The organism is Falsiroseomonas bella (assembly GCF_003173615.1).
GTDB lineage: Bacteria > Pseudomonadota > Alphaproteobacteria > Acetobacterales > Acetobacteraceae > Falsiroseomonas > Falsiroseomonas bella.
The window spans coordinates 69471-84852 of sequence record NZ_QGNA01000003.1; the positions used below are offsets into that span (position 1 = coordinate 69471).

The window sequence follows — 15382 nt, forward strand, 5'->3', positions numbered from 1 at the left end:
AGCCCGTCAACGGGTCGGTCTCCTTCGAGGGTGGGCAGATCACCTTCGTTCCGACGCCAGATTTCGACGGGCTGGCGGGCTTCCGCTACGAGGTGACGGACGATCGGCACGGCGTCAGCCAGGGGCTCGTGGATGTCATCGTTCGCAGCACGAACCGCAGGCCGAACGCCGCCACCGACGTCTTCGCGACCGTCGAGGACGAGCCCTTCGAGTTCACCATCGCCGATCTGCTCGCCAATGACAGCGACCTGGATGGCGACGCGATCCGGTTCGTCTCCATCCAGTCGTCCATCGCCGACGCGCGGATCCTCGAGCTGCCCGACAACCGCTACCAGTTCGTGCCGGACGAAAACATCAATGGGCCGCGCGAATTCCGCTATGTCATCACCGATGGCCGCCTGAGCACGAGCGGCACAATCCGCTTCGACATCGCGGCGGTGAATGACGCGCCGATCGCGAACCCGGACGGGCTGTTCTTCGGCGAGCAGGACACGCCGCTCGTCATCGACTTCGCCGACATGCTGTTCAACGACCGCGACGTCGAGGGCGACGCCTTCCGGATCGTCGAGGTGTTCGACGGCGACAACGGCACGGTCGCTCGCGACGGCAACACTGCCGTGTTCCTGGGCCGGCCGGGCTATTTCGGGGATGGCGGCTTCCACTATCGCGTCACCGACGATCTGGGCGCGACCAGCACCGGCTATGTCTCGGTGCTGGTCTTCCCGGAATTCGAAGTGCCGGTCGCCGTCTCCGATGCCGGCTTCGAGGTGCTCGAGGACGGCTTCATCGACATCGATCCCGCGGCGCTGATGGCGAATGACGACATCCCGGTCGGATCGGATGTCCGCTTCCTCGGCCTCACCGGGGCCGGCGTCACGTTGCTGGACAACGGCCGCTATCGCGTCGCGCCGGCCGCGGACTTCTTCGGCACATTGACGCTTCGCTACGCGCTGACGAACGAGACCGGCTTCGCCGTTCCGACGACGGTCACCGTCGAGGTCCTCCCGGTGAGCGACGCTCCGACCGCCGTCGATGATGCGCTCACCATCCGGGAGAACGAGGTCCTTACCACCTTCGTCACCGTGCTGACCGGGAACGACTTCGATGTCGACCGCCAGGCGGGGACCCTGACGCGCATTCTCGGCAGCCAGAACGTGGCCGTCGAGTTGTCGGGGGACGGACAGATCATCCTGACGCCGGCGCGGCATTTCAGCGGCGAGGCTTGGTTCGACTACGAGCTGAAGGATTCGGGCGGCATCGCCGACGTCGCCCGCGTCAACGTCTCCGTCGAGGCACTGAACGACGCTCCGGTGATCACCGTGCCGCAGGTGCTGACCGGCAGCGAGGACGAACCCGTCTCGATCACCTTACCGGCAGGGTTCGTGACCGATCCTGACGGGGACGCGGTGCTCGTCGAATTCCGCTCTCCGGGCGGCGCGCCTCTGCCTGGGTGGCTGAGCTACGATCGTGCGACGAGGACGTTGGCGGGCACCCCGCCGGCCGACTTCAGCGGCTCGTTGCTGCTCGAGATCGCGGCCAGCGACGGCACCGTCCAGGTGCTGGCCGAGGCGACGCTGGTGATCCAGCCTGTGAACGATGCGCCTGTGATCCTCTCGCCCGCCACCGCGCAGGTCGAAGCCGTGGAGAACACCACGGCCGTGGTTGTCGTGGCGGCGCGTGACGTGGAGCTGGACGCGATCGCCTATCGCATCGTCGGTGGCGACGATGCGGGGCTTTTCGTCATCGACGAGTCGAGCGGCGCGCTGGCCTTCCTCAGAAGCCCGGACTTCGAAGCCCCAGCCGACAAGGAATCGGACAACAACTACCAGGTGATCGTCGCCGCTTCGGATGGCGACCTCGAGACTTCGATGACGATCACGGTCGCTGTCCTTGACGGGAAGGACACGCAGACAGGGACGGGGCGGGCGGACACGCTGCTTGGAACCGATGGCGCCGACCTCCTGATCGGCCGCGGTGGCGACGATGTCCTCGAGGGCGGTGACGGCGCGGATGAGCTGCGCGGCGTCCAGGGCGGCGACACCCTCGTCGGCGGGGCTGGCAATGACCTGCTCCGCGGCGGTGCAGGCGACGACCTTGCCCTCGGTGGCGAGGGCGATGATCGCCTTGATGGCGGCACCGGCGCCGACAGCCTGGAGGGCGGCGCCGGCAACGACACCTATTTCATCGACGATGCCGGCGATGTCGTGGTCGAACACGCCGCTGAAGGCATCGACACCGCCGCCACCAGCATCAGCTACATGCTGGGTGGCGAGGTCGAGAGGCTGGTGCTGATCGGCACGGGCGCGGTCGACGGCACCGGCAACGCGCTGGACAACGTCCTGACCGGCAATGTCGCCGCCAACCTGCTCGCAGGTGAGGCGGGCAACGACACGATGTCCGGCGGCGCAGGCAGTGACACGCTGGTGGGAGGCGGCGGCGGCGACCGGATGGTCGGGGGCGCCGGCGCCGACAGTCTGCTGGGCGGTGCCGACGATGATGTCTACATCGTCGATGATCTCGGCGACGCCGTGGTCGAGCACGCGGCGGACGGCACCGACACCGTCAGGGCTAGCGTGAGCCATGTGCTGGGCCTCGAGGTCGAGAGGCTCACTCTGCTCGGCAGCGCCGCGATTGATGGCACCGGCAACACGCTGGGCAACATTCTGGCAGGCAATGCGGCCGGCAACCTGCTTGCCGGGGAGGAGGGGAACGACACGCTTGCGGGTGGCGCCGGGAACGACACCCTCCGCGGTGGTGCAGGCAACGACTGGCTGGTGGGCGGCCCCGGTGCGGATAGCATGGCGGGCGGCGAGGGCGACGACACCTACCTGGTCGATGACGCCGGCGACCTCGTGGTCGAGCAGCCCGCGGAGGGCATGGACAGCGTCGCCGCCGGCATCAGCTACGTGCTTGACGCCGAGATCGAGGGGCTGCGGCTGACCGGCACCGCGGCGATCGACGGCACCGGCAATGCGCTGGACAATACCCTCGCCGGCAACGCTGCGGACAACCGTCTCGCCGGGGAGGATGGGAGCGACAGCCTCTCGGGTGGCGCAGGCGATGACACCTTGCTGGGTGGCGAAGGGCGCGACTGGCTGAGCGGCGGCAGGGGGTTCGATATCTTCCGGTACGGCCTCGCCGCCGAGGGTGGCGACACCATCGCCGGCTACAGGCGGTGGGAAGACACGATCGAGGTGTCCGCCGCGGGCTTCGGCGGAGGGCTGGCTGCGGGCATGGATCTGGTCGAGGCGGGTCGCTACGTCGCGAACGCAACCGGGCTCGCCACATCGGGCCACGGTATCGGGCAGTTCGTGTTCGAGACCGATGCCAGGCTGCTCTGGTGGGACGCGGATGGCAGCGACGGTGCTTCGGCGGAGCTCATCGCCGACCTCACCGGCGCCACCGGCTGGACAGGCCGCGAGATCGTCGTCATCGCGTGACGCCGCGCGCTTCGGGGCGGTGGCGGAGGTCGCGCTCTCGCCGGCTTGCGCAGGACGCAGGCCGGGTGGCGGACTGCAGGGGCCGTGCTGCATGATGCGCGGCGGAGGTGCCTGCCGATGACGCTCGATTCGACGGGAACGCTCGCGCTCGCCGCGGCGATTCTGCTGGCAGGGCGCTTCCTCAATGCCGGAATTGCGCCGCTGGCGCGCTACAACATCCCGCAGCCTATCTCGGGGGGCCTCGCCTTCGCCCTGCTTGCGGCCGCCGCGCATGCCTGGTCGGGCCTCGTCGTCGAGACATCGGCGACGCTGCGCCCGCCGCTTCTGCTGGCCTTCTTCGCGACCGTCGGGCTTTCCGCGGATCTCGGGCGGCTGCGCAAGGGCGGCCCGAAGCTCGCGCTCTTCCTGGGCTGCGTCGTGCCGTTCCTGATGCTGCAGAACGCGGTGGGGACCGGCCTCGCGATCCTGCTCGACCAGCACCCGCTCATCGGCCTCATCGGCGGCTCCGTCACGCTGGTCGGCGGGCACGGCACCGGCGCGGCCTATGCCCGCATCTTCGAGGATACGCACAGCCTGGCCGGCGTGATGGGGCTGGCCATGGCCTCGGCGACGATCGGGCTGGTGCTGGGCGGCGTCGTCGGCGGGCCGGTGGCGCAATATCTCCTGCGCGGCCAGATGCCGCTCGTGGAGCGCGCCTCCGGGACCACCGAGGTCAAGTCCGACGCTGCCACGACGGAAGGGGTGATCGTCACCACCTGCCTCGTGCTGTTCTGCCTGCTGCTCGGCGGCCGCCTCGCCACGCTGACGCAGGGCCTGCCAGTGGCGCTGCCGGACTTCCTGTGGTGCCTCTTCGTCGGCGTGGTGGTGCGCAACCTGGTTGCGCCGGCGCTGCGCCTGCCGATGTCCGACGTCTCGATCGACCTGGTGGGCAGCACGGCGCTCGCGCTGTTCCTCGCCCTCACGATGGCGACGATCCGGCTGTGGGAGCTTGCCGCGCTGGCCGGGCCGCTGATGGCCATCGTGGCGGCGCAGGCGGCCTTCGCGGTGCTGTTCGCGACGCTGGTCGTGTATCGGGTGATGGGGCGCGACTACGAGGCGGCGGTGGCGACCGCCGGCTTCGTCGGCTTCTCGATGGGCGCGACGGCGACCGCGATCGCCAACATGCAGGCGGTCGCGAACCGCTACGGACCGGCGCCCGTGGCCTTCCTGGTCGTGCCCCTGACCGGCGCCTTCTTCATCGACCTCGCCAATGCCCTCGTGCTCACCGGCGCCATCACGTTGCCGGTCTTCGGGGAGTAAGCGCCATGCTGCGACGGCTTTTGCTGCTCCTCGCGCTGCTCGTTGCAGCGCCGCCGGCCCATGCGCTGCCCGAGACGGACGCGCTGCGTGCGATGGTCGAGGCCCGGATCGCCGAGGCCGCCGGCCCCGGCCTGCTCGAGGTCACCGTCTTCCGCCGCATGGGCCAGGCACCGGATCCTGCGAGCGGCGCGCGCATCGCCTATTTCGCGGCACGGCTGCGGCTGACACGCGACCACGGTTTCGGCGCCTGGGACGGGCGCAACCTGCAGGCGCTCGCGGCCGCGCTCGGCGCCGGGCCGCGGGCCATTTCGGGCGCCAATCGCGACGGCAACCGCGCGGGCGACGTGCTGCGCGTCAACGGCGCGCTTCGGCTGCGGGAGGAGGGTGGGCGCTGGGTCCCTCTCGCCGCGGCGCCCGAGGAGACGCCGGTCACGGCCTTCCAGGGGCAGGGCGCGCGCGCCGAGCGTCTGCTCTCCGCGATCGAGACGGCGCTCACGGCCGGGCAGCAGGCTGCCGGCGGCCCCATCGCCCCGGTGATCGAGCAGGAACTGGCGCAGGCGTGGCGCAACATCGAGGCGCGGCAGGCGCGGCTCCGGCAGGGGCTGCCGCTGGCCGGCGGCGCCAGCGGATCGGAGTATGCGCGCCTGGCCGACGCCATTGCGCGCCTGCCGCCCGGGGTGGGGCTTGGCCAGGTGGTCGCGCTGCCCTCGGCGGGCAGCGTCGAGAACCTGCGGCTGCTGGCGGAGGGCACCGCGGTGGTGGCGATCGCACAGGCGGATGTCGCGCTGCAGGCGCTGCGCGGCGGTGCGCCGCAATGGGAGATCCCGGCGCTGCCGGGGCTGCGGGCGCTGGCGGCGCTTTACCCGGAAGCGGTCCATGTCGTCGTCCCCGCGATTTCGCCATTGCGGGACATGGCCTCGCTGCGCGGGCGACCTGTCGGCGTCGGCGCCGTAGGGTCGGGCGCGCGCGTGACGGCGGAGGCGGTGCTGCTGGCGCATGGCCTCGACCCGGCAGGCACGCCGCGCGTCGTGCTGATGCCGGAGGAGGTCGCCGAAGCCATGGCCGGCGGCCGGATCGCCGCCGCGATTACGGCCAGCCTTGCGCCCGCCCAGGCCGTTCTGCGCCTTTCGGAGAAGGTGCCGCTGCGCTTCCTGCCGCTGGAGGAGGATGCGGTGGCGCGGCTGACCGGGCCTGAGGCTCCGCTGCTGCGCCTCGCCATCGCGGCGGGCACCTATCCAGGCCAGGGCGAGCCGATCCGCACGGTGGCGACGCCCGCCGCCCTGGTCGCGGCGGATGCACCGACGCCCGCCGAGGTCGGTGCGCTGCTGGCGAAGCTGTTCGAAGGGCAGGGGGTGGCCGGCACCGGCGGCCCGGCGGCGTTGATGATCCGTCGCGAGACCGCGCGCGGCCCGCTGCCGCTGCCCTTCCATGCGGAGGCGCGGCGCTTCTTCGGCATCGGCGCACCCTGAGCGCCTGCCGCTCGCCCTGACGCCTGCCGGGACGGGTTCCTGGCGATCGGGGCGATCAGCGGCGGCATGCCGGCGGGACGATGTCGGGCATCGCCATGCGATGCGGCCTCGTGGCGGAGTTCCGGGGCCAGCGGGCGCAGCGCGCCGTCGGTTGTGCTTCCTCGATGGGCTGGTATGACTCACGCGGTTGCGAGCCGCGGGAGAAGCCGGTGCCGCGAGTGCCTCATCCGTTGCGCGGCCGCTTGCGCCGCAGGATCCGCCGATGAGCGCATCGGTGTCGTCGCGCCATCCCCTGCTGACCAGCATCGGCGTGGCGCTGGCCGGCATCGCGGCGGTCGCGCTGCTGGCGGTGCTGCCCGGCGGCAGCACCCTGGCGCAGCAGGTGGTGTCCGGGCTGATGCTGGGCGGCATCTATGTCGCCGTCGCCGTCGCCTTCACGCTGACCATCGGCGTGCTGAACTTCCTCAACTTCACCATCCCCACGCTGTTCATGCTGACTGGTATGGTGGCCTGGGGGCTTTCGCGCTGGGGGCTGCCCTTCGGGCTCTCGCCCGGCCTGCATTGGGCGCCGGCGCTGCTGGGCGGCGTGGCGGTGGCGATCCTGGCCTCGCTGATCGTCGAGCGCTTCACCTTCCGCTACCTCAAGACCCGGCACGGCGACGCGACGGAGCACGCCATCCCGCTGGTCTCCTCGCTCGGCTTCCTGCTGATCTTCGAGCACCTGGTGCTGATCTTCCTGGGCTCCGAGGCGCAGAGCTTCCCGGTGCGCTTCCGGCTGGACCTGCATCTCGGCCCGCTGGTGGTCGGGCTGCCGCAGCTGGCCTCGCTGCTGCTGTCGCTCGGCGTGGTGTTCTGGCTTTCCTGGCTGCTGCAATCGACGCGCACCGGCCGCGCGCTGCGCTCCATCGCCGAAAGCCCCGACACGGCGACGCTGCTGGGCGTGGAGGTGGCGCGGATCGTGCCGATCGTGTTCCTGCTCTCCGGCCTGCTCTGCGGCGTGGCCGGGGCGCTCTTCGTGGTGAACTACAGCGACGTCTCGCCCTTCATGGGCGAGCATGTCGGCACCAAGGCGATCGCGGGGATGGTGCTGGGCGGGCTGGGCTCGATCTGGGGCGCCATCGCGGGCGGGCTGCTGGTGGGGCTGCTGGAGACGCTCGGCATCCATTTCTTCGGCGGCGACGCAGCGCAGGTGGCGGTCTGGGGCGTGCTGCTGGCGGTGCTGATCCTGCGGCCGCAGGGTCTGTTCGGCGCCTCCCGCATCGGCAAGGGGAAGCTCTGATGTCGGGGTACTGGGCCGGCATCCTCGCGATCCTCGCGATCAACATCATCTTCGCCTACGGCATCTTCATCACCGCGGCCGCCGGCCAGCTGAACCTGGGCGGCGCGGGCTTCATGGCGATCGGCGCGCATGCGGCCGCCGTGCTCGGCGAGCAGCTGGGCTGGACGCCGGCGCAGACCGTGCCGGCCGCCGTGGCGATAACCGCCTGCGTCGGCATCGCCATCGCCTTCCCGGTGCTGCGCACGCGCGGCGTCTACATGGTGCTGGCGACCTTCGCCTTCGCGCAGGTCGTCACCGGCGTCATCCTGACGCAGCCGGCGCTCGGCGGCGCGATGGGGCTGGTGGTGACGGAATATGTGGACCTGCCCGTGCTGCTGCTGGCCGCGGCAGGCACCACGCTGCTGGCCTTCTGGCTGATGGCGACGCGCTTCGGCCTGGCGCTGCGCGCGCTGCACGACGACGAGCTGGTCTCCACACTGATGGGCGTGCCGGCGCGCGCGATGCAGGTGGGCGCCTTCGCCATCGGTGCCGGCCTGACGGGCCTCGCCGGCGGCCTCTACGCGCACCATTTCTCCTTCGTGGAGGCGCAGTATTTCAATCCGCTGCTGTCCATCTACGTGCTGCTCTTCGTGCTGATCGGCGGCACGCAGACCGCCTGGGGGCCGCTGGTCGGCGCGACCTTCTTCACCCTGGTGCCGGAGCTGCTGCGCGTCGGCGGTTCCTGGCGCTACGTGGTGTTCGGCGCGATCATCGTGGCGATGATGATGTTCCGCCCCGAGGGCATCGTGACGCGGAGCCTGGTGGACCGCTTGTTCTCCCGACGGAGGCCGGCGCCCGATGCCGGCTGAGCCGCTGCTCGCCCTGTCGGGCGTCACCAAGGCCTTCGGCGGGCTGACGGTGGTGCAGGATGTCGGTTTCGACCTGCCGCGCGGCGGGCGGCTCGGGCTGATCGGGCCCAACGGCGCGGGCAAGACGACCGTCTTCAACCTTATCTCCGGCGTCTATCCGATCGACGCCGGCGAGATCCGGCTGGACGGCCAGCCGATCTCCCGCCTGCCGCCGCGGGCGCGGGTGCGCGCCGGCATCGCGCGGTCCTTCCAGAACATCCGGCTGATGCCGCATCTCTCGGCGGTGGAGAATGTGATGCTCGGCCAGCATGCGCGCGCCGCCGGGCTCGGCGCGTTGCTGACGCCGATCGCCTGGATGCCGCGCGGCCGCTGGCGGCGCGAGGCGGAGGAACTGCTGGCGGCGGCGGGGCTCGACATCGATCCCGGCGAGGTTGTGGCGAACCTGCCCTACGGCATCCGCAAGAAGATCGAGGTGGTGCGCGCGCTGGCGGCGCGGCCGAAGCTGCTGATGCTGGACGAGCCCGCGGCCGGGCTCAACCCGGCCGAGACCGCCGAGCTCGCCCGCTTCCTGCGCGAGATCGCCGCTGCCGGCACCACGCTGCTGGTGGTCGAGCACGACATGGGCTTCGTCAACGAGGTCTGCGACCGCGTCGTGGTGCTGAATTTCGGGCGGAAGATCTTCGAGGGGAGCATGGCCGGCGCGCGTGCCGACACCACGGTGCGGGAGGCCTATCTGGGCGCGGAGGCGGCGGATGCTGCTTGACGTCGCCGATCTCGAAGTCCGCTACGGCCGCACCCATGCGGTGCGTGGCGTCTCGCTTTCCGTCGCGCCGGGCGAGGTGGTGACCGTGCTCGGCGCCAATGGCGCAGGCAAGTCGTCGCTGCTCAAGGCGCTCGCCGGCGCGGTGCGGCCCGCGGCCGGCCGCATCTGGCTGGCCGGGCAGGACATCACGGCGCTGGCCGCGCCGGACCGGGTGCGGCAGGGGCTGGTGCTGGTGCCGGAAGGCCGACAGATCCTGGTCAGCCTCAGCGTGCGCGAGAACCTGCTGATGGGCGCCTATTGCCGGCGCGACGCCGAGGTCGGGCGCGACATCGACGCGATCTACGACCGCTTCCCGAACCTGGCCGCGCGGCGGGACATGCCGGCCAGCGTGCTCTCGGGCGGGGAGCAGCAGATGCTCGCCATCTCACGCGCGCTGCTGGCGCGGCCGAAGCTGATGATGCTGGACGAACCCTCGCTCGGCCTCTCGCCGCTGCTGGTCTCCCGGCTGTTCGGGCTGATCGGGGAGCTGAACCGCGAAGGCCTCGCGATCCTGCTGGTCGAGCAGAACACGCGCATGGCATTGCGCGCCGCCTCGCGCGGCTATGTGATGGAGCTGGGCCGGGTGGTGCTGGACGGTCCGGCGGAGAAGCTGGCGAACAACGACGCGCTGGCCGCGGCCTATCTCGGCGGCCACTGAACGGGGACGAGGGAGACACGGGAATGAAGCGCAGGACACTCTTGGCCGCAGCGGCCGGCATCGTCGCCGCGCCCGCCCTGCATGCGCAGGCGCGGGACTTCGTGCTGGGGCTGAGCATGGTGAAGTCCGGCCCGCTGAAGTCGCCGGGCGAGGCGACCGAGACCGCGGTGGACATTGCCGTGGCGGAGATCAACGGGGCTGGCGGCATCACCGGCCGTCCCATCCGGCTGGTGAAGTTCGACACCGGCTCCGACCCGCGGCAGGCCGCGACGGCGGTGCAGAAATTCGCACGCGACGACAACGCGCTGGCGGTGATCGGCCCGTTCTCCTCCGGGGAGGCGGCGGTGGCTTTCCCGGTGGGCGAGCGGCTCGGGATCGTGCAGGTCTCGACCTCCTCCTCCGCGCCCGGGCTGACCGGCAACAACACCTATGCCTGGCGGATGACCGAGGACGAGGGCAAGCAGTTCGGCCGGCTGCTGACCTCGCTGCAGCGCAAGAACATCCCGGCGAGCAAGGCGGAGATCATCTACATCTCGGACGAGCGCGTCTCGGCCATCACCGCGACGCAGTTCTATCCCGGCCTGCTGCGCGAGCGGAACATCGCCTTCGGCGAGCCTGTCTCCTTCCAGTACCGCACCTTCGACGTCGCGCCGCAGGTGACGCAGGTGCTGCAGCGCGGGCCGGATGTGGTGGCGCTCGCCGCGACGCCGGACGGCGCCGGCAAGGTCTTGCGTGAGCTGCGCCGCCAGGGCTTTCGGGGCCGCGTGATCGGCAGCCAGATCTTCGCCGATCCGAACTCGGTCGAGCTGTTCGGGCCGGAAGGCGAGGGGATGCTGATCGTCGCCGGCTTCTGGTGGGACCGCAACGACGCCACGCGCGCCTTCACCACGAAGTACAGGGAGGAGAACGCACGCCGCGGCCTCGCGCAGAAGAAGATCCCGCATCACAGCGACGCGCAGGCCTATGACGCGACCTACCTGCTCAAGCAGGCGATCGAGCGGGCGCAAGTCACCGGGGATCCCGCGCGACTCGCGGCCGAGCGCACCGCGATCCGCGACGCGCTGCGCGGCATCCGCTTCACCGGCGTGACCGGCGAGAACACCTGCTTCGACGCCGCGCGTGACGCCGAGTTGCCGGGCTTCATCGTCGAGATCAAGGGCCAGGCCTGGGCGTTGTTCGACCAGTTCCCGGCCGACGCCTGCTCGTGAGGCACCTTGCCGTCCTGGGTGGCGCCGGCGGCATCGGGCGGGCGCTGGTCGCGCGCGCGCTGCGGGAGGGCTGGCAGGTCAGCGTGCTGGACCTGCCGGCTTCCCTCGCACGCCATCCGGTTCCGGCGGGCGTGCGCGCGATACCCATCGAGGGCAGCGACGAGCGCTCCGTCGCCGCGGCCTTCGCGCAACTGGGCGATGCGCTGGACGGCTTCGTGAACCTCGCCGGCTTCGCCTCGCCCATGCAGCGGCTGGACGAGGTGGAGCCGGCGCTTTGGGACGAGGTGGTCACCGGCAACCTGCGCACCGCCTTCCTCTCCGCCCGCGCGGCGCTGCCGCTGCTGGCGAAGGGCGAGGCGCCGGCCATGGTGCTGATGGTCTCCGGCCTCGCCGCCTTCACGCGGCCCGGCTACGGGCCCTATGCGGCCTGCAAGGCGGCCATGGTCTCCATGACCAAGACGCTGGCGCTGGAGGCGGCGCCCGTGGTCCGCGTGAATGCCGTCGGGCCGGGCGCCGTGGACACCGCCTTCCTGCGCGGCGGCACCGGCCGGTCGAAGGAGGACCAGCCGCTGCGCCTCGACATGGCCGCCTATGCGGCGATGATCCCGTTGAAGCGCATCGCGCTACCTGACGACGTGGTGGGTCCGACGCTGTTCCTGCTCGGCCCGGACAGCGCCTACATGACGGGCCAGGTGCTCTGGGTGAATGGCGGGGCGTACATGCCGTGAGCGACTGGGCACTCGATCTCGGCGGCATGACGCTGCGCGGCGTGGCGGACGAGGATCCGTTCGAACTGCCGCGCGACCTGCTCTTCCCGGGCGCCGATCCCGCGCTGCTGCACCGCGCTGCTGCGCTCGATCCGCTCGGGGTCGATCCGGCGCGCGACAGCATCCTCCTGCGCGTGCAGGTCTTCGTGATCGAGCATGCCGGCCGCGTGATCCTGGTGGATGGCGGCATCGGCGACGGGAAGGAGCGACCGGCCCGCGCCTCCTGGCATCGGCGCAACACCGATTTCCTCCATCGCCTCGGCGTCGCGCCGGAGGATGTGGATATGCTGCTGTTCACGCATCTGCATGCGGACCATGTCGGCTGGGCAACGCGGAAGGTGGAGTGGCGCTGGGTGCCGACCTTCCCGAAGGCGCGGCATGTCGTGCCCGAGGTCGAATACGCCCATTGGGAAGCGCGCAACGCCACCGCGCCGGCAAACCATGGCAGCTTCGAGGACAGCGTCCTGCCGCTGGCCGAGGCCGGGCTGCTCGATCGCGTGCCGCTCGATCACGTGCCCGTTCCCGGCCTGCGCTTCCGCCACCTGCCGGGGCATACGCCGGGACAGGTGGGTATCCTGCTGGAGGGAGCGAAGCGCCCGGCGCTGATCGCGGCGGACGCCGTGCATCATCCGATGCAGTTGCTGGCGCCGCGGCTGGTCTCGCGCTTCTGCTCCGATCCCACGGACGCGGTCGCGACGCGCCTGGCGCTGCTGGAGGAGGCCGCTGCCGACGGCCTTGCATTGGTGCCGCATCACGCGCGCGGCCGCCGCCTGTGGCAGGTCGCGCGCGACGGGGACGCCTACACGCTGAAAGCGTAGGTCAGCCGATATGCTCGGCGTGGTGCTCCAGGTACCACGCCGCGATCTCCTCCCGCGTCGTCCACCACACATCGCGAAAAGTCTTGGCGTAGTCCACGAAGTCGCGCAGCGCGCGGATGCGGAAGGGCTGGCCGATGACATGCGGATGCAGGCCGATGTTCATCAGCCGCCCGCTGCTCGCGCCTTCCCGGTAGAGCTCGTCGAACTGTTCCTTGAACACCGAGAAGGCGCCGTTCACGTCCTTGCCCTGGCGCAGGAAGACGGTGAAGTCGTTCACCTCCGAGGTGTAGGGGATCGAGACCATCCTCCGCCCGCCCTCGCAATGCATCAGGTAGGGCTGGTCGTCGTTCAGCAGGTCGGTGAAGAAGGTCAGCCCTTCCTCGGCCAGGATGTCCGGCGTGTTGGGCGTGGAGCGCAGGGAGCAGGAGAGCCAGCCCTTCGCCGGCTTGCCGACGACCTCGCGATACACCTTCAGCGTCTCGCGGATCACCTGCCGCTCGCCCTCGATGTCGAACTGGTAGTTGCTGAGCAGGTCCGTCTGCACGTAGTTGTGCGCCACGATCTCCCAGCCGCGATCCACGGCGTGCTGCACCACGGCGCGGCGTTCCAGGCCCATCTTGGCGTTCATCGTGCAACTGGTCGGCACGCCCGCGCGCTCGAAGGTCTCGAACATGCGCCAGACGCCGACGCGGTGGCCGTATTCGCGCCAGGTCCAGTTCGGGTTGTCGTAGACATTGCCCGGCAGCATGTCGGTGATGATGGAAGGACCGCCCGGATAGAAGGGCTTGTCCGTGTCCTTCACCTGATCCCAATACTCCAGGTTGGTGGTGATCAGCATCGCGATGCGCGCGCCGTTCGGCCAGCGCAGGGGCTTGCGGTGCGGCATCGGGACGAAATCGTAGCGCATCGTATTGCCTCTTCGCCGGCCAGGGAGGTGGTGATCGCGCGCTGACCCGTCTTGTCGGAGGCGGCGGTGCGCGAGTCCGCCGTCATCCGGATCGGACGATGCCTGCCCCGAGTCACCTCCGCAAGGCGAGGCCTCCCGCCCCAGGACCTGCGCCTTGCGGCGCAGCCTCCTGACCGTGTGCAACGGCGATCCGGACAAGACGGCAAGTCGTCCATGCAATCCTTGCTCGCTGCGGCGCTTGTCATGGAAGCGCGTCGCCATCGTCACCTGACTGTCGCCATCCGCGGCTAATCCCATGGCGCCCTGTAGAGGAGCTTGGGATGCCGCAGCGCCGCAACGTGTTGCTCATCGTGGTGGACCAGTGGCGCGCGGACTTCGTGCCGCATCTCGGTGCCGGATTCCTCAAGACGCCGAACCTCGATCGGCTCTGTCGAGAGGGCGTGACGTTCCGCAATCACGTCACCACGGCGGTGCCCTGCGGCCCGGCGCGGGCAAGCCTGCTGACGGGCCTCTATCTGATGAACCACCGAGCCGTGCAGAACACCGTGCCGCTCGATGCGCGGCACACCAATCTCGGCAAGCAGCTGCGGCTGATCGGCTATGATCCCGCGCTGATCGGCTACACCACCACCACGCCCGATCCGCGCACCAGCGGGCCGCGCGATCCGCGCTTCACCACGCTCGGCGACCTGATGGACGGCTTCCGCAGCGTCGGCGCCTTCGAGCCGAACATGGACGGCTACTTCGGATGGCTCGCGCATCAGGGCTACACCCTGCCGCCGCGGCGCGAGGACATCTGGCTGCCGGAAGGCGAGGACGCGGTGCCGGGCGTGACCGACCGTCCCTGCCGCATCCCTGCCGAACTCAGCGACAGCACCTTCTTCACCGAGCGTGCGCTGACCTACCTGAAGGGGCGCAACGGCAAGCCCTGGTTCCTGCATCTCGGCTACTACCGCCCGCATCCGCCCTTCATCGCGCCTGCGCCCTATCACGCGATGTATGCGCCTTCCGACATGCCCGCGCCCATCCGCCGTGCCCGGTGGGAGGAGGAAGCGGCGCAGCATCCGTTGCTGCGCTTCTACCTGCGCGGCATCAGCCAGGGCAGCTTCTTCCACGGCGCGGGCGGCGCGGCGACGGCGCTGCAGGAAGGCGCGATCCGCCAGATGCGCGCCACCTATGCGGGGCTGATCACGGAGATCGACGACTGCCTTGGCCGCGTCTTCGCCTGGCTCGACGAGAACGGCCAGTGGGACGACACGATGATCGTCTTCACATCGGACCATGGCGAGCAGCTCGGCGACCATTGGCTGCTCGGCAAGGTCGGCTACCACGACGAGAGCTTTCGCATCCCGCTGGTGGTGAAGGATGCGGGCCGCAACGACCGGGCCGGCGCGGTGGAGACTGCCTTCACAGAGAGCGTGGACGTGATGCCGACCATCCTCGAGGCGCTGGGCGGCAGCATCCCGCGCGCCTGCGACGGGCGCTCCATCCTGCCGCTGCTTGACGGGCCCGAGCCGCAAGGGTGGCGCGACCACCTCTTCTACGAATACGACTTCCGCGACGTGCACTATTCCAGGCCGGAAGGCGAGCTCGGCCTCGGGATGGACGACAGCGCGCTCTGCGTGGTGCAGGACGCGCGCTACAAATACGTGCACTTCGCCGCGTTGCCGCCGCTGTTCTTCGACCTGCAGCGCGATCCCCACGGCTTCGAGAACCTGGCCGAGGACACGGCTCATGCCGGCCTGGTGAAGGACTACGCGCAGAAGGCGCTGTCGCACCGCATGCGCCATGCCGAGCGCACGCTGACGCATTTCCGCGCGACGCCGCAGGGCCTGGAGGAGCGGGGCGTCGCCGCCCCGCCCGCCATGCCGCGCGCCGCCGAATAGA

At 70.4% G+C, this 15382-nt stretch carries 12 protein-coding genes (1 of these 12 running past the window's edge); 11 read left to right on the top strand and 1 reads right to left on the bottom strand.

The window, feature by feature from the left end:
• The 10 genes from DFH01_RS28990 to DFH01_RS12910 form a co-directional block, all read left to right on the top strand.
• On the top strand, positions 1-3440 hold the final stretch of the coding sequence (locus DFH01_RS28990) for a tandem-95 repeat protein (protein ID WP_109870887.1). Its footprint begins 24964 nt before the window's first position; the window shows 3440 of its 28404 coding nt (coding positions 24965-28404); the start codon falls outside the window, past its left edge; it ends in the stop codon at positions 3438-3440.
• A 117-nt stretch (positions 3441-3557) separates the two neighbouring features.
• The gene (gene gltS, locus DFH01_RS12870) at positions 3558-4739 is read left to right on the top strand and encodes a sodium/glutamate symporter (RefSeq protein ID WP_109870888.1); all 1182 of its coding nucleotides are present in this window, start codon (positions 3558-3560) and stop codon (positions 4737-4739) included.
• 5 nt (positions 4740-4744) lie between these two features.
• The gene (locus tag DFH01_RS12875) at positions 4745-6208 is read left to right on the top strand and encodes a TAXI family TRAP transporter solute-binding subunit (protein WP_109870889.1); all 1464 of its coding nucleotides are present in this window, start codon (positions 4745-4747) and stop codon (positions 6206-6208) included.
• A 262-nt stretch (positions 6209-6470) separates the two neighbouring features.
• Positions 6471-7487 carry a branched-chain amino acid ABC transporter permease gene (locus DFH01_RS12880; protein ID WP_109870890.1) on the top strand — a complete coding sequence of 339 codons (1017 nt, stop codon included), beginning with the start codon at positions 6471-6473 and terminating at the stop codon, positions 7485-7487.
• Positions 7487-8335: a branched-chain amino acid ABC transporter permease gene (locus DFH01_RS12885; RefSeq protein ID WP_109870891.1), complete on the top strand. Its 849-nt coding sequence runs from the start codon at positions 7487-7489 to the stop codon at positions 8333-8335. Before DFH01_RS12880 ends, DFH01_RS12885 begins: the two co-directional genes overlap by 1 nt.
• On the top strand, positions 8325-9098 hold the full coding sequence (locus DFH01_RS12890) for an ABC transporter ATP-binding protein (protein WP_109870892.1): 774 nt from the start codon (positions 8325-8327) through the stop codon (positions 9096-9098). Before DFH01_RS12885 ends, DFH01_RS12890 begins: the two co-directional genes overlap by 11 nt.
• On the top strand, positions 9088-9795 hold the full coding sequence (locus tag DFH01_RS12895) for an ABC transporter ATP-binding protein (RefSeq protein ID WP_109870893.1): 708 nt from the start codon (positions 9088-9090) through the stop codon (positions 9793-9795). The genes DFH01_RS12890 and DFH01_RS12895 overlap by 11 nt, the downstream gene beginning before the upstream one ends.
• A 23-nt stretch (positions 9796-9818) precedes the next feature.
• Entirely contained in the window at positions 9819-11003 is a 1185-nt protein-coding gene (locus DFH01_RS12900; RefSeq protein WP_109870894.1) for an ABC transporter substrate-binding protein, read from the top strand.
• Positions 11000-11731, top strand: coding sequence for an SDR family NAD(P)-dependent oxidoreductase (locus DFH01_RS12905; protein ID WP_158287743.1), 732 nt, complete (start codon positions 11000-11002; stop codon positions 11729-11731). Before DFH01_RS12900 ends, DFH01_RS12905 begins: the two co-directional genes overlap by 4 nt.
• Positions 11728-12588, top strand: coding sequence for an MBL fold metallo-hydrolase (locus DFH01_RS12910; RefSeq protein ID WP_109870896.1), 861 nt, complete (start codon positions 11728-11730; stop codon positions 12586-12588). Before DFH01_RS12905 ends, DFH01_RS12910 begins: the two co-directional genes overlap by 4 nt.
• A gap of 1 nt (position 12589) precedes the next feature.
• Here DFH01_RS12910 and DFH01_RS12915 read toward each other — a convergent pair whose 3' ends face one another.
• Positions 12590-13495: a polysaccharide deacetylase family protein gene (locus tag DFH01_RS12915; protein WP_109870897.1), complete on the bottom strand. Its 906-nt coding sequence runs from the start codon at positions 13493-13495 to the stop codon at positions 12590-12592.
• Positions 13496-13815: 320 nt separating this feature from the next.
• On the opposite strand from DFH01_RS12915, the gene pehA reads away from it, so the two are divergent.
• Positions 13816-15381: a phosphoric/sulfuric ester hydrolase PehA gene (gene pehA, locus DFH01_RS12920; protein ID WP_109870898.1), complete on the top strand. Its 1566-nt coding sequence runs from the start codon at positions 13816-13818 to the stop codon at positions 15379-15381.
• Position 15382 lies beyond the last annotated feature (1 nt).